Annotated in this window: 21 protein-coding genes and 1 riboswitch; of the genes, 3 read left to right on the forward strand and 18 right to left on the reverse strand. The window is 45.3% G+C overall.

Translation table 11 applies throughout. The features are described 5' to 3' along the window. Positions 1–91 precede the first annotated feature (91 nt). The 4 genes from M3661_RS09660 to M3661_RS09675 form a co-directional block, all read right to left on the reverse strand. Positions 92–685, reverse strand: a complete 594-nt coding sequence (locus M3661_RS09660) for a hypothetical protein (protein WP_251484116.1) — start codon at positions 683–685, stop codon at positions 92–94. A 2-nt stretch (positions 686–687) separates the two neighbouring features. Then, positions 688–1446, reverse strand: a complete 759-nt coding sequence (locus M3661_RS09665) for a MerR family transcriptional regulator (protein WP_251484117.1) — start codon at positions 1444–1446, stop codon at positions 688–690. A 142-nt stretch (positions 1447–1588) separates the two neighbouring features. Then, positions 1589–2035 (reverse strand): hypothetical protein, encoded by a 447-nt coding sequence (locus M3661_RS09670; protein WP_021253549.1) that lies wholly within the window; start codon positions 2033–2035, stop codon positions 1589–1591. A gap of 5 nt (positions 2036–2040) precedes the next feature. Beyond that, positions 2041–2628 carry a hypothetical protein gene (locus tag M3661_RS09675; protein ID WP_065292554.1) on the reverse strand — a complete coding sequence of 196 codons (588 nt, stop codon included), beginning with the start codon at positions 2626–2628 and terminating at the stop codon, positions 2041–2043. Positions 2629–2919: 291 nt separating this feature from the next. Here M3661_RS09675 and M3661_RS09680 point away from each other — a divergent pair, with 291 nt between their 5' ends. Continuing rightward, positions 2920–3444, forward strand: a complete 525-nt coding sequence (locus M3661_RS09680) for a ClbS/DfsB family four-helix bundle protein (protein WP_065292555.1) — start codon at positions 2920–2922, stop codon at positions 3442–3444. A 196-nt stretch (positions 3445–3640) separates the two neighbouring features. Here M3661_RS09680 and M3661_RS09685 read toward each other — a convergent pair whose 3' ends face one another. From M3661_RS09685 to M3661_RS09745, 13 genes are all read right to left on the reverse strand, one after another. Next, the gene (locus tag M3661_RS09685; protein ID WP_251484118.1) at positions 3641–4558 is read right to left on the reverse strand and encodes an alpha/beta hydrolase; all 918 of its coding nucleotides are present in this window, start codon (positions 4556–4558) and stop codon (positions 3641–3643) included. Positions 4559–4652: 94 nt separating this feature from the next. Continuing rightward, complete coding sequence (locus M3661_RS09690) at positions 4653–5768, reverse strand: DUF4179 domain-containing protein (protein WP_065292557.1); 1116 nt, start codon at positions 5766–5768, stop codon at positions 4653–4655. Continuing rightward, entirely contained in the window at positions 5765–6298 is a 534-nt protein-coding gene (locus tag M3661_RS09695; RefSeq protein WP_021253554.1) for a sigma-70 family RNA polymerase sigma factor, read from the reverse strand. The genes M3661_RS09690 and M3661_RS09695 overlap by 4 nt, the downstream gene beginning before the upstream one ends. A gap of 161 nt (positions 6299–6459) precedes the next feature. After that, positions 6460–7800, reverse strand: a complete 1341-nt coding sequence (locus M3661_RS09700; RefSeq protein WP_251484119.1) for an alanine/glycine:cation symporter family protein — start codon at positions 7798–7800, stop codon at positions 6460–6462. A 148-nt stretch (positions 7801–7948) separates the two neighbouring features. Then, positions 7949–8055: riboswitch (glycine riboswitch) on the reverse strand. 195 nt (positions 8056–8250) lie between these two features. Continuing rightward, positions 8251–9708: a pyridoxal phosphate-dependent decarboxylase family protein gene (locus M3661_RS09705; RefSeq protein WP_251484123.1), complete on the reverse strand. Its 1458-nt coding sequence runs from the start codon at positions 9706–9708 to the stop codon at positions 8251–8253. Positions 9709–9968: 260 nt separating this feature from the next. Further along, on the reverse strand, positions 9969–10946 hold the full coding sequence (locus M3661_RS09710; protein WP_251484137.1) for an aldo/keto reductase: 978 nt from the start codon (positions 10944–10946) through the stop codon (positions 9969–9971). A 187-nt stretch (positions 10947–11133) separates the two neighbouring features. Next, positions 11134–14568 (reverse strand): BMQ_0737 family morphogenetic spore coat protein, encoded by a 3435-nt coding sequence (locus M3661_RS09715; RefSeq protein ID WP_251484141.1) that lies wholly within the window; start codon positions 14566–14568, stop codon positions 11134–11136. Between the two features lie 147 nt (positions 14569–14715). Continuing rightward, positions 14716–15567: a GNAT family N-acetyltransferase gene (locus M3661_RS09720; protein WP_251484143.1), complete on the reverse strand. Its 852-nt coding sequence runs from the start codon at positions 15565–15567 to the stop codon at positions 14716–14718. Positions 15568–15679: 112 nt separating this feature from the next. Further along, positions 15680–16177, reverse strand: coding sequence for a DinB family protein (locus M3661_RS09725; RefSeq protein ID WP_251484147.1), 498 nt, complete (start codon positions 16175–16177; stop codon positions 15680–15682). Positions 16178–16193: 16 nt separating this feature from the next. Continuing rightward, positions 16194–16706, reverse strand: a complete 513-nt coding sequence (locus M3661_RS09730) for a HugZ family pyridoxamine 5'-phosphate oxidase (protein ID WP_251484150.1) — start codon at positions 16704–16706, stop codon at positions 16194–16196. Continuing rightward, a complete protein-coding gene (locus M3661_RS09735) occupies positions 16690–17502 on the reverse strand; it encodes an ABC transporter ATP-binding protein (RefSeq protein ID WP_251484152.1) in 813 nt (270 codons plus the stop codon). Before M3661_RS09735 ends, M3661_RS09730 begins: the two co-directional genes overlap by 17 nt. Positions 17503–17505: 3 nt before the next feature. Further along, complete coding sequence (locus M3661_RS09740; protein ID WP_065292564.1) at positions 17506–18501, reverse strand: FecCD family ABC transporter permease; 996 nt, start codon at positions 18499–18501, stop codon at positions 17506–17508. A gap of 14 nt (positions 18502–18515) precedes the next feature. Further along, on the reverse strand, positions 18516–19508 hold the full coding sequence (locus M3661_RS09745) for an ABC transporter substrate-binding protein (protein ID WP_065292565.1): 993 nt from the start codon (positions 19506–19508) through the stop codon (positions 18516–18518). Between the two features lie 266 nt (positions 19509–19774). Between M3661_RS09745 and M3661_RS09750 the strand changes: the two genes are divergently transcribed. Further along, positions 19775–20284: a C40 family peptidase gene (locus M3661_RS09750; RefSeq protein WP_065292566.1), complete on the forward strand. Its 510-nt coding sequence runs from the start codon at positions 19775–19777 to the stop codon at positions 20282–20284. Between the two features lie 502 nt (positions 20285–20786). After that, positions 20787–21674 carry a fructose bisphosphate aldolase gene (locus tag M3661_RS09755; RefSeq protein WP_251484154.1) on the forward strand — a complete coding sequence of 296 codons (888 nt, stop codon included), beginning with the start codon at positions 20787–20789 and terminating at the stop codon, positions 21672–21674. Positions 21675–21880: 206 nt separating this feature from the next. On the opposite strand, the gene M3661_RS09760 is transcribed toward M3661_RS09755, so the two are convergent. Continuing rightward, positions 21881–22738: a LysR family transcriptional regulator gene (locus tag M3661_RS09760; protein ID WP_065292568.1), complete on the reverse strand. Its 858-nt coding sequence runs from the start codon at positions 22736–22738 to the stop codon at positions 21881–21883. Between the last annotated feature and the right edge of the window lie 104 nt (positions 22739–22842).

A 22842-nucleotide genomic window follows, 5' to 3' on the forward strand; every position in this document is an offset into this window, starting at 1 on the left:
TGCCTCCCCAATTATGTACTTATAGGATAGTACGTTTGAACGCTAAGAAAGTTCAGTTTATTTCCAGTAACATCTGATTTATCTCGACGAATCACCCCCCATTAGCATGTTGGATTCCTTGATTTAGCTTCAGCAGCAAAGCTTCCGGGTTATCACACCTGAATACCACGGAACGTTTCGGGATCGTCCTCCCGAACAACCCTTTTGTCTCGATTGGTTCTTTTAGAACAATTTCGTATTGTGGGGAATCACAGATAATGACGGCATAATGCATATCTTTCGGAATTTTCTCCCCCATGCTGATTTCTTTGGCCTTCTGTATGACGGCAACATTGTTCAGGGGCACTTCAATCCTGTTTTGATAACCACAACGAATAATGATTCGATTGTCCACAACTAGGTGTGGCAAGTATTTCGCAGATTTATATAGTGCCATCAAATAGAACAGTCCATAGATATTAATAGCTGAAAGGATCCATGCAGCAAGTTCACTCCACATTTGTACGAGAAAATGAAACAATACACCTTCGATTATAAGTAAAATGGATAAAAAGATGGCCATGGTTTTCAACTGAGAATGTTGATGATAGGAGAATGCCTCTCCCCGCTCCTTACCTGGTTTCTTCATCCAAATCATAATCGAATAATAGATCAGATGACGTACATCTGATACGATGCTTGACATCTTCAGCTCCTCCTTAACTGATTTTCCTCAAATCGATGCACGGCCTCTTTGATGTAATCCTCTACTTCCTTGGAGAATATGGACACGTAAAGCAGCGAATGATCATCGAGATCTAACTCCGCTATTTTCTCCTGATAATGTGGTGCAATGTGTTCATTCATAGTCGTAATCATGTGCTCGATGGTACGCTGAACCACTACTTCGGATGGCGATACTCCTAATTTGCAATAATGCTGCAATTGATTCACAATTGCGAGCATTTCCCTCTCGAATTTTAGTCGTTCCTGTGGGGAAAGATGCTTTAGAAGCGCATGTTCGATAACTGATTGTGGCAATCGGTCTGATAGCCACTCTTCTTGTTCCTTTTCACGATGGATCGAGTGGATGATCGCTAGTAACAGGTCACTGTCTAAATCTTCATCTTGCATGATCTGCTCCACCCGCGTAATCGTATTGATTACATAGTCAAGCTCTCCTCTTTTTTTCGCGAGCATAGCCTTCTGCTTTTGCAGTGTATCGCGCATTTGAGGTGAATCGTGGTTCGCAAGGTAATCCGCGATTTCCTGTAAAGAAAACCCCAAATATTTGAGAGTAATAATTTTCTGCATGGTTGAAATGTCATCCTTACTGTACAGACGATGTCCATGTTCATTGTAACTAGAAGGAGCCATCAACCCTTTCCGATCATAAAAATGAAGTGTGCGTTCTGTAACACCAGTTAGTGTTGCAAAAGCTTTAACGGTATACATGTGTTCATTCAATAGGACATCTCCTCTCGTCATAATACCTTCAATGTACACTATGACGTAACGTCATAGGCAAGGCTTGAAAACAGAAAGAAACAGCATCTCACCTTAGATATGGAGAAATGCTGATTCCAGTAGTACCCTATTCCAATAGTTATTAAGATATTACCGTATAACTGAGCTTCTTTTTGCCAAAGTTAATAGCCGCTTGATGATTGGCAGTGCTATATTTCCCGAAATAGACATCAATCCAACGATATGAGAGTTTAGCTGTATTCTTGAGATCCCCTGTATCTTCCACAACAAACGTGTTTATCACGTAACCGCCTGGAATCGATATGCTCTCATTATTATTTAATACAATCATTGTACCAAACGGAAAAACAGGCTTGTTCCAGTTTCCCGCCCCCCAGATTGTCGGATGCACAGCAACACCACCGATGTAGGCAGCTTTTCCACCAGCAAACACCGGGTTATTGTCTCCTGCTGCCCCTGTATAAGCAGTAAAATCTTCATTCATATACGTGATATCCGCCTTCGCTGTAGATACTCCGGTAACTAGAAGTGCTGCTGACATGATTATGGCTGCAAACCACTTTCTCATCTTAATCACTCCCCTTGTCCAGACAATATCCTCCCCGTTACAGCATCGAACTCGATCTGCTGCAGTTGATCTTGATCATCTCGGCCAATCACCAAAATTGTAGTCAATCCTTCTCCTGCCTGAAGAATAAAGTGATAGCCGTTAGCCCATCCATCTCCAGGCAGCAAATGTCTTGAACGTATGCTTTTGAGTACTGCCACAGTACTGTCAATCTTGACCTTGTCGGTAGATACCATCCATTCGGAATTGTAATTACCTATTCCAGGTATGACCTTATCCACCTTTCCATCCCGAATCGCAATAACAGCGCGCTTGTTCGCAGGGGCACCCACTTGTAAATTCCATCGACTCCTTGTACCTTCTTGTCCACTTGTCTTCCCTAACCCGTCATCCACGCTTGTCACATAGAGTAGGACAGCTTCGGGATTCCACTTTTTTGCCGCTACCATTCCAACATGCAGTGCATCGATAAGCGATAATTGACTGTGTGAATTGGTACGTTCAACATGCGAATCATCCATTACAAAATGGTATATTAGTAATGAACATGCTAATACGATGACTGCACTTAGCGTGGCAAACATCTTATTCATCCCTAGCAAGCACCTTCCTGTAATGTACTATGATATAGACCAAAATCCTTTTATTGCCATTATTGCTATCACTACTCTATCAGACATTTCAAAACAAGCTCAATAGACAGACATGGATCTTGGAACAATCCCATTAAAGCCTATGAATATCACCGATTGCAAAAGGAACTTTCCAACTCTACAGACTCTACAGCGAAATCAAAATTTCCAAAGTTCATTTATTGTTGACATCCAGTTGTCAGGTTACCAATGTCATACTATATACAGGAACTGAATAGGAGGGATAACACAATGACAGCATATCATTACAACAATAAGGCTGCCTTAATTGATGCAATCCAATATACCTACAGGCGGTTTGATGAAGAATTCAACGATATCGAGGACAGTGCAAGGGATGTGCGGATCACTGGGGTAGATCGAACTCCAGCCGAGATCATCGCCTATCAATTAGGCTGGCTGCATCTCGTTATGGGGTGGGACAAGCAGGAACAGGAAGGCGAAATCGTAAATATGCCTTCTCTAGACTATAAGTGGAATCAACTCGGTGAATTATATCTATCTTTCTACGAGCATTATTCATCTTACTCATTAACTGAATTGCGCAATCAACTCAAGGATGCCGTACAGCTGTGGGTGAATTGGATTGATAGCTATAGCGATGAGGCATTATTCATACAAGGGGTTCGCAATTGGACAGGGGATAAGCAGAATTGGCCGATGGCTCGATGGATACATATTAATTCGGTTGCTCCATTTACATCATTCCGTACGAAAATCAGAAAATGGAAGAAAGGTTTTCTGAGTATGCCTTAACACTGCTCACCTAGTTGTGCAGCGGCAGATCAGTACGCTCGTAACCGGATATGAACCGTCTGCCGCTGATTCAACTAGGAATTTATCTATTCACCTTTTTATCTCTTCTTTTTATCTATATCTATAACTATATATCTATATCTATATCTATTTCAGCTTTTCTATATCTAGTTCAAGCAAATGATTGTATCTATTGTTACCTCGTCATAATAGAGGCAACATCCTGAATGGCCGTCCGTGCAGCGCCGCTTATGCCCGCAAGTTGGAAAAATCCGTGATTGACACCAAAATACTTCCTGCACTCAACACCAACTCCTGCTTCAAGCAGGCGTCGATACAACATTTCTCCCTCGTCTGCAAGAGGATCGAATTCGGCAAGAAGAATATGCGTGTATGGCAATCCTTCCAAGTCGCTTCGCTGAATAGGACTCGCCTCTAGATGTTCAGATGAAATATCTCCGAAATAAGCTTCAAAACCGCTGAGCAGTGCATCGCGAGTGATCACGTAATCATCTCCGTACCGTTGATAACTCTCGCTTGAACCACTAGCGTCCAACATCGGATATATCAAGATTTGTCTTGTTGGCATCCATTCCTTCTGCGCCTTGAGCCGCAAGGACGTTACTAGCGCAATATGTCCGCCCGCACTATCACCTGCCAGTGTAATATCATTCGGATTTCCTCCCCAAGATACGGCATGCTCACGCACAATTTGTGCGGCCTTATAGGCATCATCATGAGCAGCTGGATAGGCATGTTCTGGTGCCAAGCGGTAATCTACCGCTACCACGATCGAGTTCCCCTTGTTAGCTAGTGCTCTTAACTGACGGTCATGAGTTGTGAAATCCCCGCTCACAAAGCACCCGCCATGATAATAGATCATAACAGGAAGATTAGACATATACGACGGTCGGTAAATGCGTAAAGGGATGGAATCGATCGTATGATCGGTGATTTCCCATATAGGCTCCGCTTCTCCTGCCAACACAACCGATTGTACATAACCTTGACGGCGATCCTGATAGCTCTTCTGTCTCGCAGAAGGACGTCCTGATTCAATAAAATCCTTAACGATGCTTCGAATACCTGGTTCCAAATCACTCAAGCGCTCCATGATGTGAACTCTCCTCCGACTGAAATACATGATGTAATAGCATAATTCCATCAATATTCATGTTACACGCGAATGATCGAGGAATGCAATCCTTTCATCGAACGGGCAGCTTGAACTCCAGTTGTGGAATATAATTCTTATCCGGGCCTTTTCTAACAAACGGCTTAATGACGATTAAGCTAGGCTTCACCTTGAACGGCTCGTAAGAGGTTGAGAACACCATTCCTGTTCCTTCTCCTGAACCATTCCCAGCAATTGCATTCTGTTCATTTCCCTGCTCATCCTCGATATCGAACTCCAGATTGAGGAACCCATCAACTTTATAGCTATCCGGTATTGCATCCAGCATTTTACGATAATCTTCTTCTCCGCTTGCCCCGTGGACACCGACGAGCAAGCGGGTTGTGATGGGGGTAATTTCGACTCGATCGATCGACATATTTATCGAATCATGTGATTTGGTCTCTGATGTCTTCAGGATAATCGTTCGCTCCGTATCCTTCTTGATCGGGAAGAGAAACTCGTAATTCTCATCCACATCAGCCAAATACACGACCATCTTCATTTCGAACGAGTCTGGAAGCTCAAGATCAGCAGAATCTAAAGCGGTAACGATTATCGATTGCGGAGCATGCTCCCCACCCGGCTGGAGCCCCATCCCGGTATTTATTTGCTTGTCTCCCATATAAAAATCGATATTATTGGCTCGCTTGCTTAGCATGCGCTGCTTGTTCCATAACTGAAAAAAAGAAACCTTCGCCGCTTTCGAATCTTCTCTACTGAGCACTAGAGATAGCCTGCTGCCATCATACATCATCTCAGAAATCGTGAGCGTCACTCCCTTATGGGTTACGCGCTGATTGACTGAGGTGACCATCCCCTTTTCTCCAGCGGTTTGCAAGCCAAGATCCCCCACCAGTTTGAATACGCTATCCATGAACGGAATCTGCTTTAACGTCTGTGCGATCGCTGGAGAGGCAAGACCCGAGAAGATCATGACCATCCCGAGGCTCGCTACACCCGCTGTTGAAATCAACACTCTGCGCAGCCAGCGGTTCTTCCGACTTCTTCTCTTCCGTCCAGGAAGCATCTCGTCGATGATCTGGTATGTCCGATCCATTCGGTTGCGAACGGATTCTGGCAGCTCGCTAATATATGGTTCCCTAAGCTGTTCCAGTCGCTGATCGATAGGCAGTTGTATGTCTTTCATCCGTTCATCTTCCTTTCTTCAGTATCATCCAGCCATTCTGCGAGCGTGTGACGTGCCCGATGCAGCCGTGTCTTCACCGCGCCCACGGACATATCCATCATCTCGGCGATCTGATGCATAGGCAAATCCTGAAAATAAAACAAAATAACAATATTGCGAGATACTTCCTCAAGCCGATAGATCGCCTGACGCAAATCAAGATGATCACTGTATTCAGCCGTGGCAACACCAACTTCTGGGAGTTCAGCCAGCATGATGATGCGAGCCTGCTTCCGCAATATCATATTGCATTCATTGATCAATATCCGAAAGAGCCAAGTCTTAAAATAGGCATGATGATTTAGGTTTGTCAGTGCGCGATAAGCCTTGAGCACAGTCTCCTGCATCGCATCTGCACAATCCTCGTCCCTTCTGACGATCGACCTGGCCATGTTGAACATTTGGGCTTCATGCTGCTTGATGAGTCGAATAAATGCTTCTTTATTACCTTCCTTAGCCAATCTCACTTCTGTCTCTATATCGCTATGCAAGCCGTTTCTACTCCCTTCTTTACCCCATACACGCGAATCAAACTGTCAATTAGATGCACAAGATAGGCAAAAGGTTTCATTAAACGCAAAAAAACTGCCAAATGTTCACTTTCATGCATTTGGCAGTTTACTTAAAAGCAGGAATTGCTTCCTGCTTCTATTTATTTTTCGGATTCCCTATGCTTCCAATATAGACGCGTCTCAGACACGACGACTCCAGACAAACCGAGCAGTGCAACTAAGTTCGGCAGCGCCATTAATCCATTTACAATATCAGCAAGCTTCCATATCATATCCAGCTTGATAAATGCCCCAAAGCCAATGATCGCAATGAACATAAGGCGGTACGGCAGAATCGATTTGACACCGAATAAATAAACCATGCACCGTTCGCCGTAATAGTTCCAGCCAAGAATCGTCGTGAATGCAAATAAAATCAAGCAAAACATAAGAATGAGGGAACCGTATGGCAGCGCAGCATCAAATGCTGCCTGTGTCATGGCCGCTCCTTCCATTGGGCCATTCCATACACCCGTTACAATCAATGTTAATCCTGTAAGCGAGCAGACGATGATCGTATCGATGAATGTTCCGGTCATTGATATGAGTCCTTGCTCAGCTGGCCATTTTACCTTCGCAGCCGCAGCCGCAATCGGTGCGCTTCCGAGTCCCGACTCATTGGAGAATACACCTCTTGCAATCCCGTTGCGGATCGCCATCATAACCGTTGCTCCCAAGAAGCCGCCACCTGCTGCTGTTGCATTAAACGCGCCTTGGAAAATTAACGACAGTGCGTGCGGTATCTGATCCGCAAATGCAATAAGCACAACAAAGCTCGCGATAAAATAGATAATAGCCATGACAGGAACAATTGTCGTCGTCACATGCGATATACTCTGAATCCCGCCAATTGTAACAAGCGCGGTCACGATAGTCACGATTGCCGCAGTGACTACTGCAGGTACACCAAGGCTTGCTTCTGTAGAAGTGACGATCGCATTAATTTGCGGAAATGTACCAATTCCAAGCAAGGCAACCAGTACTCCGCTAATCGCAAAGAATACAGCAAGCGGCTTGAATTTCATGCCAAGTCCCTTCTCAATATAATACATAGGACCGCCTAGCACTTGTCCATTGTCATCAATGTTGCGATACTTGACAGCAAGCAATCCTTCCGCATATTTGGTGGCCATTCCGAAGAATGCAGCAACCCACATCCAGAATAATGCACCGGGTCCACCCACCTTAATTGCAGTAGCAACCCCCACGATATTACCAGTTCCAATTGTCGCCGCCAGCGCAGTAGCCAATGCCCCGAAGCTGGATACATCCCCTTCTCCCTCGTTCTTCGACTTGAATATTAACTTCAAGGCGAGCGGCAGGCGGAACAACTGTAGCGCTCCCAAGCGGATCGTTAATAAAATTCCCGTTCCTACTAATAAAATAAGAAGCGGTGCTCCCCATACCATGTTGTTCAATTTGTCTAACCATTGTTCCATCATTGTCAAATCAGTTCCCCTCTTTGTGAATAATAAAAAGAGTCAAATCGAATGATTTGACCCTGGGGACATGTGTGCAGAATAAATAACCTGACGTAAGTGACATACCTAAATAAGATCATCATACCAATGACTTACGATTTTTCTACGCTTCTGCATCCCTGTCCTTTTACCTGAGAGTTTTAACGAATCCACGAGAATCAAATTCGTCTTGCCCCTTCGGTGCCCCAATCATGGAGTCTCTCCAGAGTCCTGTCCATTTACGGTCCTGCTTATACGTATTCGAGCTCAAGGTTCGATATGTCTAAGCGCCTGAGAGCTTACCCCTTCGGCTAGACGATTCGTCTATCTCCCGCAAACTTCATCCAGTTATAAAGTTGTAGGTAACATTATAGTAGACACACTATCATTGTGCAATGATCCATTGCATTGTAATTTATCCCATACCATCTATCACACATGTGCTTGGTGACTGTAATATAGGGATCTGGCCTCATTTAATAAATGAATGAGTTCACTCACATTCTGCACATTCGTATCGTAATTGGTAAAGCATGCACGCAGCGTTGGTACACCATGAATGGTAAATACGGATAGCCACACTTTCCCTGTGCTCAATACGTGTTGATTCACAAATAGAGCGAAGTCCTGGTCGTTTCGTGTCCATGCTTCTTGATCAAGAAAGCAAATGACAGGCAGCACGGTATCATTGGCAACTGTCCAGCCAGATCGCATTAATTCTTCTCGGAATAGCTTGCCCATTTCAACTTGATGTCGCAAGACAGCCCGATATCCTTCCCAACCCGCTGTAGCCAGGGATAAATACAGCTTCAATCCTATAAATCTCCGTGACCATTGAATGGAATGCGTATATGGATCAATCGTGGGCAGCTCCTCACCCTCCTTCGGCATATAATCTGCCGTTATACGGAAGGTTTCATTCAATATACGTGAATGCCGTGTGAAGTACATGCCCGCCCCCATCGGAACGGACAGCCACTTATGAGCATCAAACGCGATTGAATCTGCTTGCTGGATACCATCCATATGGAAGGACAGCTCGGAATCCAATACGATTGCGCCGCCATAAGCAGCATCCACATGAAGCCACATCTGTTCATGCTCCGCTACTGCCGCGATTTCCATTAACGGATCAATTGCACCGGCTCCCGTCGTTCCCGCTGTAGCAATAATAAGAAATGGGGCAAAACCCTGCGCGCGGTCTATACGTATTTGTTCTAATAACGCTCCAATATCCATTTGCAAGGAATCGTTCGTACGAATGGAGCGAATTGAATTCGTTCCAAGCCCGCAGGAACGAGCCGCTTTCACCAATGAATGATGACTCTCTTCAGAAGCATACAGAATGGGTGGCTTCTCCAGAGCTGCTAATCCGTCTGTTGCATACTTTGGAAAATGATAAGATAGAGCCGTTAAGACTGCAGTCAAATTGGCTTCCGCTCCCCCAGTCGTGAAGGTTCCATCAGCAACATCACGCGAGTAACCAAATTGAGTGGCGAGCTCACGCAGTACATAATTCTCAATTTCTACGGCAAGCGGCGCATGACTCCATGCAGCAAGCTGGGGGTTAAACGCCGCTGTTATCGTGTCTGCCATAATCCCCATAAAGTTCGGGCGGGGATTGTATAAGCCATAATATCCTGGATGTGCTGTGTGCACTTGATATCGACGCAGTCCTTCTATAACATGCTGAACCGCAGTTTGAGGCTTGACAGGAGCAGCAAAGTCAATTTGCTCCGCATACTGCACAATCTCTGATGGGATTAATTCAGGGGCAACTACTACCTCGTCGGTGTATGATAGATACTGACTGATCTTCTCTAACGTATATGAGCCTAGCATATACTGTTCCTCAGTTGATAGATCCAAGATCGGATTCTGTCTAAGCATACGGAATCCAGCAACTCCCTTCCACTGTTCAATTCAAGAAAGATGTTCCAATTGAATAATAGCTTACCGACCAAGACGACAATTGAACAGGTACAGTTTATCAGCTCGCTATGAGGACAGACCATTTATCACTCTATTATACTTACCGTCCTTCCATTTACATCGTTTTTCGAATATGAGCGCAAGATTTCGAAATCTCAACTCAAAAAAACCGCCCCTATTACCTAGAGACGGTGTCTATTGCTTCCTTACTTTCTCATTTACTCAGGCAACCGGTATACGGCAAAAGGTTCCCCATAACGATATCGACGGCTTATTTCATCCAATAGGTTCAACTGTTCTTCATTAAGTTCGACATTGACACTCGTTATATTGTCCTCTAACTGCTCCACCTTCGTCGCTCCTACAATGACTGTCGATACACAAGGCTGGTGCATAAGCCAAGCTAATGACAACGAGCTTGGGCTACAGCCGATGTCCGCTGCCAATTCGCTCACCTGTTCACTTAACGCAAACCGTTCTTCATTGAAGAACTTGTAGAAATTCGGATCCGTATCTGCTCGTGAGCCAGCTGGCTTCTGATCGCCCACACGGTATTTCCCTGTCAGAATTCCTCCTGCAAGCGGATAATATGGAATGATTCCCACCCCTTGATCCTGACATAGCGGAACCAGTTCCAGTTCTGGCGTTCGATCAGCCAGTGAATAGCTGGTTTGCATGGACACATAACGATTCAGACCAAGCCGTTCACTGATGCCAATCGCCTTCATCAGCTCCCAAGCAGCGTAGTTAGACGCTCCGATATACCGCACCTTGCCTGAACGTATCATATCATCAAGCGTCCGCAGCGTCTCCTCAAGTGGAGTATGCGGATCAAATGTATGTATTTGATACAGGTCAATATAATCGGTATTTAGCCGCTTCAAGCTATTGTCTAATTCCTGCTGCAAATGAAAGCGAGATGACCCGCGCTCGTTCGGCCCCTGTCCTCGAATTAATCCTGCCTTCGTTGTCAGCACGACATTGTGTCGATTGCCTATCAGCGCCTCACCGATGATGCGTTCTGATTCTGAACCAGCATAAATATTAGCCGTATCAATAAAGTTAATGCCATAGTCCAGCGCTTGATGAATAATTCGAGTCGAAGCCAGCTTGTCAGCCCGCTTGCCGAAAGCATTTGTTCCTAATCCAAGCGCTGACACCTTCAATCCACTATTGCCAAGACGACGATATTGCATGACGATCAACTCCTTGCTTTCCTTATTTAGCAGTAATTATATCACAAGCTATCCCCTTGATCTGAATCCGATCAAATATGTGTCTGCCTTATGATTCCACTTCCGCGCACAAAAAAAAAAAAACTCATGCAGGCATGAGTTCTCAACAACAATAAAGAATCCAGAATCTCTATGGATTACAAGACATTTATACGAATGGAAAAATCGTCGGACATTGCATTGGAAGGCTGATGCTGCATGACTCTGGTATCGGAATTAATGCCCTAGGTTGACAGAATGTAGCTTCAACCATCAGCGGTATTGTAAATTTCACGATAAGCTCCAAACACCAATCCAATTGCAACTCAATCGTTAGGCTGTCAGTAATTCGTGCAGCACAATGGATATCGAATATTTGAGAAGTAATGTTGGATTCATCTAATGGGAGCGGTAAGCAGAGTGATACTTTCTCGTTGTTCTTGACTAATAGTGTAAACGTGCATGTTTCTCCTGTTCCGCTATCTGTTAACGTAATTGTTACCTCTGCAGAGCACGTCGTCAGTACAATAGCTGCTTGCGATCCGATAATGGGCAGCGGCAGCCGCTTTACAACCGTGATGCTGCATTCTCCCATAGCTGGCACTGCATTGCAGCTTACAAGCACTTGCCGACCGCCAGCAATTGCTTGTTCTACGAAAGCCCTGCAGTTTTCGGGAATAGACTCTTCCACGATGAAATCACTCCGAGTAACAACCCAATCGAACAGTTTGCTGACAGAAATGCACTCTAAAGGACGTACAACTAGCGTCGTAATCGTAGCTGTAACAGGAGGCGTATTATCCGCCTGAGCGGTAGCCGTGTTGGTAACCACCCCTTCTAACAAAGGAATGACTGTAATGATAATCGTCTGTTCTTGTTGACCCTCCAATGTGCCCAAGAGACAAGTAACGGTCTGCCCGGATACAGAGCAAGTGCCTCCTTCAGATTGAACACTAACAAATTCAACCGTAGGAGGAATGACATCACGCACGATTACATTCGTTAGAGGAAGTTCTCCGAGATTTGCAACACTGATCGTATATTGCAACAGGCTGCCGACAAGCACAGGGTTGCTTGAAGCTTGCTTCGAAATGGCGAGCGGCTGTAATACCGTAATGCTTGCGGTTGCTGTTTCAGGGTCTTCAACATTATCAGCGGTCACCACTGCTGTGTTCGTTAATATTCCTGTTATAGTCGTAATTGCTTCGATCGTAATCATAGCGCACGTTCCAGGGACAATGACACCGAAAGATGCTGTGATCGTTTGCCCGACCTGCGTGAATGTGCCTTCAGATACTTGGATACCAGTGACTTCAACGCCTGCAGGCAATGTGTCCACCGCAACCACATTTGTGGCCGCCGTTTCTCCCATGTTGCACACCGTCACTTGAAAGATGACTTCATTTCCAAGGGTTACAAGATCCGGCTCGGCAAGCTTCTCAATGGTTAAAAAAGCCGGAGGAAGCGCATTGACGGTTGTATCAATCGTGGATGATACAGGTTCTGTTTGATCAGATGTCGCTGTAGCTGTGTTCGTTACGACGCCCGGAGCTGTAGGAATAACGGTAATCGTGATGATTTCAGACTGACCAGGATCAAGATCGCCAATCAATGCTGTCACGGTGCCAGCCACTTCAGTTACGGTTCCTTGCGTAGTTTCGGCAGATACGAAGACGAGACCAGGCGGCAGCACATCCACCACTTCCACGCCGGTTAATAACTCCGTCGTCTCGTTGGAGACAACGATCGTATAGATGAGTTCTTCTCCAACAGTTGCAGGATCCGGCCCTGCAAACTTCGATATCATTAACTCAAGTATCGGCTCTTCGATAACTAGAGTTTCGGTAGTAGAGGATTGTGGCGCAGTCTCATCTGAAAACGTCGTTGCCGTGTTCAAGACTGTACCTGTGACCGTTGGGATGACGACGATAAAAATGACCACAGTCTCTCCCGGAGCAAGTGAACCAATGTCATTCGTAATTGTCGTGCCATCGAACGAAATCGTCCCTTGATCCGATTCAGCGGATACAAAGGTGGTTCCTGCCGGCAGCGGATCATTCATAACAACATTGGTCGCTGTGCTCCCTCCAATATTGGAGACAAATATAATATAAACGAGTTCTGAATTTACGGCGACGATTGGGGGAAAGTCCAGCTTCTCAATTTCTAGGATTGGAGGTGGCAGAGGATTTACGGTATTGACTGCGGTTGAGGAGATGATGCCGGTCTGATTTGCTTGGGCTGAAGCTGTATTGGATATGAGTCCAGCCGCTGTTGCCAGCACGGTAATATTGACGGTAATACTCTGACCAACCGGGATCGTCCCGATATCTACGGTAACCGTTCCAGCAGCAAACGATGCCGAACCTTGCGTAGTTTGAACCGATTGAAACGTAACACCAGCTGGTAGCGGGTCAGTAAGTACAGTGTTCACAAGCGGGGAGTCTCCATCGTTGCTGACGACAATGGTGTATACGATCTCTTCTCCAACGGTGACTGTATCAGGAAAAGAGGTCTTCTCCAGCAGCAGCGTCGGTGGAATATTGTCAATTTGAATCGCCAGCAGATTGACGGTATATCCGTCGCCATTCGTTCCGAATTGAAGTGCTGCTGAAGTTTGCCCGTTCACGAGACTGTTGGAAATGCTTACGTTGGCAATATCCCATCCTTGACGGTTCCCTGCAATGATATTCGTCCCTGGCTGCCCAGGTATAGGATTGCGATCCCCGAAAGTAGCTGTCGGGTTGATATTCCCGTTATCATCATAAATTAGTGATTGGAAGAAGTTATTCGTAAATCCTGCGGGCTGCGGAATCGTTGTAAGGTTGGCAAGGGTTGGGCCAAAGCGTACGAAATCTCCCGTAATCTCCGCATCTCCTTCTTGCGCGCTGACGAGCAGGCGGCCGGTAATAGGGCCTGTTGATGGAGTTTGGAAATTCCCGATCATTTCATTGACTGGTGGAGATATGGCTTGAATCGGGACGTTCCCGACATATAAATTCATGCTGCGGAAAGGCAATGCAGGATTCACGTATACGACCCCGAGTGACCAACCTGCGAAACTTGTCGTATTCGGATCCGGAACCAGTGTCCCAACAATTCTGCCAGCCCCGTATGTTCCCGCACCGCCTCCCGCAACCAGCGCAGTTACGTTGGCAGAGCGCACATAGCCTAAATCGCCTTGAGTATTAATGGCATAATTGAAGAACGTCTCTGGCTGGATATTGAACATGCCTGCCGGTGTACTGAATCTGACCGGGTCATTCAAGCGGGCTGATAAATCCTCGCCGCCCGGTGTATTGATCAAATATGTCCCGCCCCATACCAATTCAGCGTATACAACTGTACTTCCAGGAGGGAGGACGAGCGAATTTGTTGAGAAATTTATCAAATACATATTCGTCGTCCCCCCGCCAGTCGAAGGACTGGACGGAACTGTACCGCACATTACATTTGGATTATTAATAATAAAAGACCCTATCGCATCAGCCGTACCCGGTGTACAAGCAGGAGAAAATCTAGAGGCGCGGCTAATACCAAGAGAATTCCCAGTGAACGTAATCGCACCTCTTGTTATCGTACTGAAGCGCAATATAAATGGCATTGTCTACACATCCTTACAGCATACGTGATCGTGTGAGCATTATATTCTGTACGTACGCTGATAGTTCATTAACCCGATGTAGGCTTAACCACCCATCCTCCAAGTCCCTCAATGAGGGGAAATCATTGATTACAACTGCAAAATTATTTACAAATGCAAATACATTTCATATTGCTCGAGCTCATTTCGATTGAATCCATGCTTAGATACAAAGCCTTCTAGATAATGATTATTCGCAAAAGAAACCGATAATCGCTCTGGCTGCTTCTCTCTTATCATGGTCATAAGCATTTCGGTAGCAATCCCCTGATTTCGATATTCAACATCTACATAGAGAAAACTAACCTTGCCACTATCATTCATACATAAACTTGCAATGACCTTATCGTCTTTATAAGCTGCGACATAGTTATTGGCGTCAGACAGCCTCATGTAGTCCAAATCATTCTGCCAATTGATATGCGGGATGCGCCAATTATGCACATGCCGCTCAAAACATTCGTACGGAACTGGCTTTATTTCATGCCCCTCAACATTTCTGCCCAGCATACTAGCTGGATGATTCAAGGTAAAATAGCTAAGATCGTATACTTTGGAGTAGCCTTTCTTTTTATAGAATTGGATCGCTCTGTCATTCCCAACAATGACTTCAAGGAACAACTGCCCACAACCGCACTCCACTGCTCTAGCCTTGTGCAGCTCGAATAATTTTGAGCTCACTCCGATTCCACGATAATCAGGATGGATTGCAAGTGCTCCACAGCGCATCGTTAGTATGCCTTCATATCTCTTCAATCCGCCTAGTATCAACCCGACTGGTCGTTCCCCATCCATCGCAATATAAGAATTCTCTAGCTGGTTGCCTTCAACGCCAAAGAAACGAGTCTTGAACATCTCTTCGGTGATATCCATCTTCACGATATAATCAGAAAAGCCAACTGTAAACGCTTCATAAATGTTTGAAATATCTACTTTTGAACATGCAAGATACTTTACCATTTGCCATCATCCTCCAGTTCATTCCTCTCGGGACATATCTTACTCCACACAAAGAAAAGAAATCAACCAAAAGGTTGATTTCAAGGTAGCTCAATCTAACTTACATGTTGGCTCAATGTAAAGTTGCAGGGGTAGACCTCTGCTGCCTCGCAGAGATGGAGGCGGGATTGGTATGCTTAAGTATGAAGGCAATTTGCCCTGCATGCAGACTGGTATGATACAACAGGCGTCCAACCGCTTGTAGCGGTGTGATCGTTCCCATTGGCGACTTCACCGGAACATGCCATGCTTGTTCAGGCAGCGTACACATCGCTTGACGAATATGATGTTGCGAATGTTGAATCAATTGCAGCATGTCAAGTATGCTTGTATATCGATTCGAGTCTCCTGACGGCCCTCGACTCGTGCGAATTTCCACATCCGCAGGCAACTCTTGTCCAAAGTACCAATCTGCAAATAAATATTCCACCTCTGCATTGTGTCTAATCATGTAGCCAATTGTGGCACTGCCCACTCCATAACTCAATTCATCATCAGTCAGTTCCTGCACCATCTGATAGAACCGTTCTTGGATCGTATCCCATATGACCGATACCGTATCGTACGTCATTCCCTTCATCTCCCTCCTACATTGTTGGTTCAGACTGTTGATGCCCATCTCTTGCAACATGATCGAAGCGCAATGCTTCCAAATCGATATCATAGGCTTGACCAAATCCAGCAACATATCGTCCTTCTGTAGGTGACAGTTCAAACAATGAGAAATCAAGTCCTCTTAGCATGTGAATAAGACTTGATCCAAACGACGCTTCAAACTCAGCAAATATGTCCTCATTCGCCTCATTTTCCAGCTTCGCCGCTTGACATGAGAAGCGAGCACGTTGTCTAGCGAACATGTTTCCGGTCCTGGATTCATCTTCAATCATGAGAACATCTACACACGGATTATGCTCAAGATACCGATAATGCTGGGCAATTTTACTCAAATAAATATACAGCTTGCCATCCTTCCGCACATAGGGAGCGTATGAGCCAAACGGAGAGCCATCTTCGGCAATTGTGCTAAGCACTACAGATTGAACACTATCAATGAAACTCATATATTTTTGTTTCATTTTGTCATTATCCTGTTGCTTCATTCCCAATCCTCGCTTCCTTATTCCATTTATTCAACACATGTATTCGTGGATGTTCTCGATCCGGTAAATACTGAATATCTGTATCTACCCCATATACACTGCGAATCAGCTCTGATGTAAATACCGTACCCGGGGTCCCACATATGCGGATTCCCCCGCTCTGGATGACACATACTCGGTCACTGTAGGCACTGGCATGGTTCAAGTCATGCAGCACCATAATAACGGTTAGATTCAGATCACGATTTAGTTTGCGAACCAATTCCAAAACCTCAAGCTGATGCGCGATATCGAGAAAAGTCGTTGGTTCATCCAACAACAGCACTTTTGGCCGCTGGGCCAGCGCCATTGCAATCCATGCGCGCTGCGCCTCTCCACCTGATAAGGATACAACCTTTCTCTCCTTATAGGAGGTCATCCCCGTTAGCTCCATTGCCCAGCAGATAATCTCCTTGTCCTCATCATTCATCCGTTCATACCATTTCTTATGGGGCATTCGCCCATATCCAACCAGTTCTTCTACGGTCATATCGGAAGGGCTTGAATTGGATTGGCACAACATGCACATGATCTGCGACAACTGTTTCGAACTGAACTGCTGCAATTCCTCATTCGCAATACAAATTCGCCCACTATCACAGGGAATTAATCGAGTAATTGCCTTCAGAACAGTAGACTTGCCCGACCCGTTAGGGCCGATGATCGTAAGCACCTCGCCTTCATTCACATGAAGCGAGAAGTCGTGCACAATCTGTTTGTTCCCATAACGAATGTTCAGTGATGACAGATGCAGCATCGATCAGGCATCCCCTTTCCGCATCAAATATAAGAAGTATGGCCCTCCTACCATGGCCATGACAATTCCTGCGGGAATCTCTACAGGACTAAAGATTGTCCGACCAATGGTATCAGCGATGAGGAGCACCATTGAACCAAGAACAAAACTAAGAGGAAGACGATAACGATAGTCAGAGCCGATTAGTATTCTTGCAATGTGCGGCACAAGCAGGCCTACAAACCCAACAAGTCCGACCGTGGACACGGATATCGCTGCTAGATAGACCGCAATAAAAGAAAGTAGGATTCGAATATGAGTCAGATTAAGGCCTAAATTGTGTGCTACCTGCTCGCCTAATCGCAAAATATTCGCATGCCGTATACATAGCAGTGCTGCTGCCCATCCTATCAATGAATACGGAAGGATGACGAGAACATCTGCCATACTAGTACTGGATAAACTCCCGTTCAGCCATTGCAGAGCAGCAGGAAGCCTGTCGCTATACAAGATGGAAAGCAGTCCAATCATTCCTCCAAATACTGCATTCACAGCTACCCCTGACAAAATAATGCGCACAGGCGTTAAACCAAAGTGCTTCTTCCATGCGAGTCCATATACCATAAGCGCTGCTATACTGCCCCCAACAATTGCCGCGAGCGGAACCATCGAATAGTACCCAGGAATAACAAGCATAATGAACAGTACCGTTACTGCCGCACCGCTCGACACTCCAGTGAGTCCTGGATCTGCAAGCGGATTGAGCACCACTGCCTGCATTAGTGCGCCTGAAGCGGCCAGATTAGCACCAATAAACAAGGCCATCAGCACCCTCGGAATTCGAATATCCCACAATATCGTATTGGCGACATCATTCCCGTATCCGAGTACAGCATCTAGCGTTTCCTTCATACTGAACTGCACGCTCCCAATCCCAATGGAGAGCAGCGTCAGAATGGCAAGCAGAACAACAGCTAGAAGTAGTAGGATATATTTATGTCGTGACGCACTCTTCTTCACTCCGTAAGAACCCCTTATTCACCAAATAGGATTTGTGCCATATCTTTATAGGCTGCAGGCGCCTTGACTATGGACGCAATACCGTACAATTTGGAATCAAGAGCCTTCAATTTTCCATTTTTAAAGGCATTCATTTTCTCCCAAGCGCCATTCTTCTTCACGTCATCCTCAAATTTCTTGGCAACCGCATTCGGATCGCCGTGCGCGACCAGCAAGATGGCATCAGGATTTGCAGCTATCACACTCTCCATATTGAGCGGTACATAGTCCTCTGACTTCTTCATTACGTCAGACAACACATTTGTAGCCCCCAAATTGCGAGCAATACTTCCGGCGAATGTATTGTCATTCATTAGCATCAAGGCTTCTGCTGAACCGAACAGAATCATAACCTTTGGTGCAGGCTTGCCCTTCACGGAATTGAGTACTGCCTGCTCCTCATGCTGAATCTTCTCCAGATAAGCATTTGCCTTGTCTTCTCGGCCGAACACACGTCCTAGTACAGTCGTTGATAATTTCAACTGTTCTAACGAATCTGCCGGCAAATAAGCCGTAGGCAATGACGCTGGCTTCAACTTCTTCTCAATGCTGTCTTTAATAGACATTGGGCTTACGATTACATCTGGCTGCAGTTTAGCGATTTGCTCGAGATCAGGCTGGTGTGAAGAACCTACACGGGGGACGTTATCAAATGCTTCTGGCAGTTTATTGCTTGACTTAGGGACACCAGCTGGCGTTACCCCGATTTCGTTCAAAATCTCCGTAATGGAGACTGATAATGTCACAATCTTCTCTGGCTGCTTCGTCCCGAATTGCTTCAAGAGCTTCTCTACTTCTGGGTCTTCTTCCGGTTTCTTATCAACATGATTTGGCGAGTCTTGACCCGAATTTGTTGTGGACTTAGTTGCAGGCACCGAACCAGTGACCGTTGAATTCTCCTTCGCATTGCCGCAAGCGGCAAGCACGACGATCATGAGTGCGATGACCCCATATTTAATTACTTTCATTGATTATGTAAGCCTCCTTATTACCTTGTGTATGAGAATGATTATCAATTATATGATAACGATTCTCATTATATAGATATTGATTCTCATTATCAATGATATTTTTAATCTGATTCTCATTTGATTATCATAAAGCTCGATATTTGCTGTAGTGGTGCGGGATTCACGGATCGAAGGAAGATTATGGACGAAAAAAGATATGCTATGCTGATTGCAAGTCAACTAGGCGGTTATCACATTTGTTTATCCATAAGGAGGATTACAACATGAACAACATCATGGCAACACGTATGGGAAAAACTCTACTCAGCATCGGAATATGCGCAACGCTCGCCTTGTCGGGTAGTATTGTTAGTGACGCTGCAGTCATGAAGGTGGAAGCAGCCTCCTCTACTTCCGTAGCAAATAAGGTGATCCAAACAGGCAAGAAATTTATGGGGACTCCATATGTATTCGGTGCAGCAACAGGAAGAACGAGTGCATTTGATTGCTCTTCCTTTACACAATATATTTTCAAAAAGAATGGCATTAACCTCCCTCGCTCTTCCAGAGAGCAATCGCGAGTGGGTACTAAAGTCTCGAAGAGTCAATTGAAGGCGGGAGACCTTATCTTCTCTGACACGAATCGTGATGGCATCATCAATCACGTATCTGTATATATGGGCAATAACAAAGTCATCCACACATATAAGAAAGGTGTAGGAGTGACGATTTCCAACTTTAAAGGCAGCGCGTGGGACAAGACCTTCAAAACAGCACGTCGTGTGATTAAATAATTGTGAATTGGACGAGCACTTCCTTACATTCAGTTGTTAAGTAAAAGAAATTATTGCAACAGAAAAAATATAGGAGCCCATATCATTCGGATATGAGCTCCTCTTCTTTTTATCCTTCCGAGGAATGAAGATGGATAACGAAGAATATATTGTCCCCTCCAACTTCTCCTCCTAACCTACTTACGGCAGTTCCCATTCCTCATTATCGGTTCAATATATGTTCATATCCAACCGGCTCACACTGCAGCAGCAGCGCTTATGAACTAGTGGTGATATGTCGGTGCATAGAACGATTATTTATTGTACAATATAAGAAACTCTACCTGACGTATGGGCAAGAATAACGATGAACGAATGCTTCTGGATTTGTTCAATATGGTTCGAACGCCTAGGCTCATGTGAACGCGTCAAGTTCTGTTTCTATTATGACCTCATTCTTAGATACGTTGCGTATACGAAGTGTCGAGGTCATCCATCCCACACATAGGAAGGAGAAACATCAATGAACAAGGAACAAGTGGAACGAATTCATACGGGAGAGGGTTTTATTGCAGCATTGGATCAGAGCGGCGGAAGCACGCCAAAGGCTCTGCTGCAATATGGGGTTACAGAAGATCGTTACTCCAATGACGAGGAGATGTTCGAGCAAGTTCACGAGATGCGCACACGCATAATTACGAGCTCAGCATTTGATTCGAAGTACATATTGGGGGCCATCTTATTTGAGAATACGATGGATCGGACGATCGATGGACAGTTTACCGCAGATTATTTGTGGGAAAGGAAAGGCATCGTACCTTTTTTGAAGGTGGACAAAGGATTGGCTGATCTTGAACAGGGTGTTCAACTGATGAAGCCTATGCCTGATCTGAACGACCTACTGAAGCGTGCAGTCGAGAAACATATTTTCGGCACGAAGATGCGCTCAGTCATTAAGGAAGCGAACGCAGAAGGAATACGTAAAGTAGTCGAACAGCAATTCGAAGTCGGCATGCAGATTTGGTCGATGGGTCTTGTCCCAATTATTGAACCTGAAGTCGACATCTATAGCAAGGACAAGCAGCAATCGGAACAACTATTGAAGGAAGAGCTTCTGAAGCAATTGAATGCGCTTGGCGAAGACGTAAGAGTCATGCTGAAGCTGTCCATCCCTACTGTCGATAATTTCTATCGTGAATTGATTGAAGATCCGCATGTCCTCCGCGTTGTAGCCTTGTCAGGCGGATACGATCAAGATGAAGCGAATGAAAGACTGGCTCGCAATCATGGACTCATTGCCAGCTTCTCACGCGCCTTGTCGGTAGGATTAACTGCGCAGCAGACAGCTGAGGAATTCGATGAGACACTGTACCGCTCCATTCATTCCATCTACGAAGCATCCATAAGCTAACACGTATGCTTGCATGACGGACATCTCAATAAGCAGTGGACTGTCATGTGTGTAAATATGGAAGGAACTCCCGTGAATGCAGCCATTCACGGGAGTTTTTCTGTTTACTTAACCCTTAACTATCCCGCCGGTACAAGATGAGATCCGATATATAGACTCAAGGATTGTTCGTATTCCATTCACTTAGTAGATTGAGTGGTACCTTCTCATGAACGCAGCTGATTACTTGTTAGAAAGGCTTCAATCGTAGGACTTCCCGTTCGAAAGGCCAGACTGATCGGACGACTTGTCGCCTGCTTCACTGGTCTGATCGCCATTTGCTCATTGGACTGAAACAACAGTTTTGGCCCAATGGTAACACCGATCTCTTGGGATACCATGTTCATAATCGTGTTACAATGCAGGACTTCCATCAGCACATTTGGCGTCACCCCATGATTGGACAGACACTCCATCACCTGTGAATGATAGGACGCCATAGGCATGATGAAATCGACACCCTCAAGCTGCGAGATATCGATTGTGTCCAGCTGTGCAAGTGGGTGCTTTGGCGACATACCGATGACAAGCTCATCTTCATGAATGAATACTTGATGCAGATCTTGGTTCTGTCCCGCATTCATCATAAATCCAATATCCACAGTTCCCTTTCGAATCCATTCTTGAACTTCTTCATACGTTCCCTCAAATAAAATCACTTTCACACACGGATGATGTTTTTTGATTTGTGCAATCATCGGTGGCAGCAATTGTGACGCTGCACTTGTAAAAGCACCGATTCTAAGCAAACCTTCAAGCTGGTTGTTCTCTAGCGATACTTCCTCGCGAATAATTGCTTCGCTGCGCAGAATTTGCATCATATGCGGAATAAGACGATCTGCTAACACCGTCGTACTAATCTTAGCTTGCTTGCCTCGATTCAGCAGCGCATGACCAAGCTCCTTCTCCAAACTCGCAATCGCATGGCTGACCGCAGACTGAGTCATATTCAACTGCTCAGCAGCCTTCGTGAAATTCCCCTGCTCCACTACCTTCATGAACACTTCATAGCGCGCCAATGTCATGAGTTATCCTCATACCTTTCATGCCAAACATTAATTTCACTAATATAAGTATACTCGATACAATACATTCAGAACAGATGCTTGCTCTTACAGCGATCCATGTG

This window comes from Paenibacillus sp. MER 180, assembly GCF_023713665.1.
In the GTDB taxonomy this organism is placed as follows: Bacteria; Bacillota; Bacilli; order Paenibacillales; family Paenibacillaceae; genus Paenibacillus_B; species Paenibacillus_B suaedae.

Coding starts and splice junctions, on each gene's coding strand:
- M3661_RS09660 (WP_251484116.1), bottom strand. CDS start 685: ATGTCAAGCATCGTATCAGATGTACGTCATCTGATCTATTATTCGATT.
- M3661_RS09670 (WP_021253549.1), bottom strand. CDS start 2,035: ATGAGAAAGTGGTTTGCAGCCATAATCATGTCAGCAGCACTTCTAGTT.
- M3661_RS09675 (WP_065292554.1), bottom strand. CDS start 2,628: ATGAATAAGATGTTTGCCACGCTAAGTGCAGTCATCGTATTAGCATGT.
- M3661_RS09680 (WP_065292555.1), top strand. CDS start 2,920: ATGACAGCATATCATTACAACAATAAGGCTGCCTTAATTGATGCAATC.
- M3661_RS09685 (WP_251484118.1), bottom strand. CDS start 4,558: ATGGAGCGCTTGAGTGATTTGGAACCAGGTATTCGAAGCATCGTTAAG.
- M3661_RS09690 (WP_065292557.1), bottom strand. CDS start 5,768: ATGAAAGACATACAACTGCCTATCGATCAGCGACTGGAACAGCTTAGG.
- M3661_RS09700 (WP_251484119.1), bottom strand. CDS start 7,800: ATGATGGAACAATGGTTAGACAAATTGAACAACATGGTATGGGGAGCA.
- M3661_RS09705 (WP_251484123.1), bottom strand. CDS start 9,708: ATGCTTAGACAGAATCCGATCTTGGATCTATCAACTGAGGAACAGTAT.
- M3661_RS09710 (WP_251484137.1), bottom strand. CDS start 10,946: ATGCAATATCGTCGTCTTGGCAATAGTGGATTGAAGGTGTCAGCGCTT.
- M3661_RS09715 (WP_251484141.1), bottom strand. CDS start 14,568: ATGCCATTTATATTGCGCTTCAGTACGATAACAAGAGGTGCGATTACG.
- M3661_RS09720 (WP_251484143.1), bottom strand. CDS start 15,567: ATGGTAAAGTATCTTGCATGTTCAAAAGTAGATATTTCAAACATTTAT.
- M3661_RS09725 (WP_251484147.1), bottom strand. CDS start 16,177: ATGACGTACGATACGGTATCGGTCATATGGGATACGATCCAAGAACGG.
- M3661_RS09730 (WP_251484150.1), bottom strand. CDS start 16,706: ATGAAGCAACAGGATAATGACAAAATGAAACAAAAATATATGAGTTTC.
- M3661_RS09735 (WP_251484152.1), bottom strand. CDS start 17,502: ATGCTGCATCTGTCATCACTGAACATTCGTTATGGGAACAAACAGATT.
- M3661_RS09745 (WP_065292565.1), bottom strand. CDS start 19,508: ATGAAAGTAATTAAATATGGGGTCATCGCACTCATGATCGTCGTGCTT.
- M3661_RS09750 (WP_065292566.1), top strand. CDS start 19,775: ATGAACAACATCATGGCAACACGTATGGGAAAAACTCTACTCAGCATC.
- M3661_RS09755 (WP_251484154.1), top strand. CDS start 20,787: ATGAACAAGGAACAAGTGGAACGAATTCATACGGGAGAGGGTTTTATT.
- M3661_RS09760 (WP_065292568.1), bottom strand. CDS start 22,738: ATGACATTGGCGCGCTATGAAGTGTTCATGAAGGTAGTGGAGCAGGGG.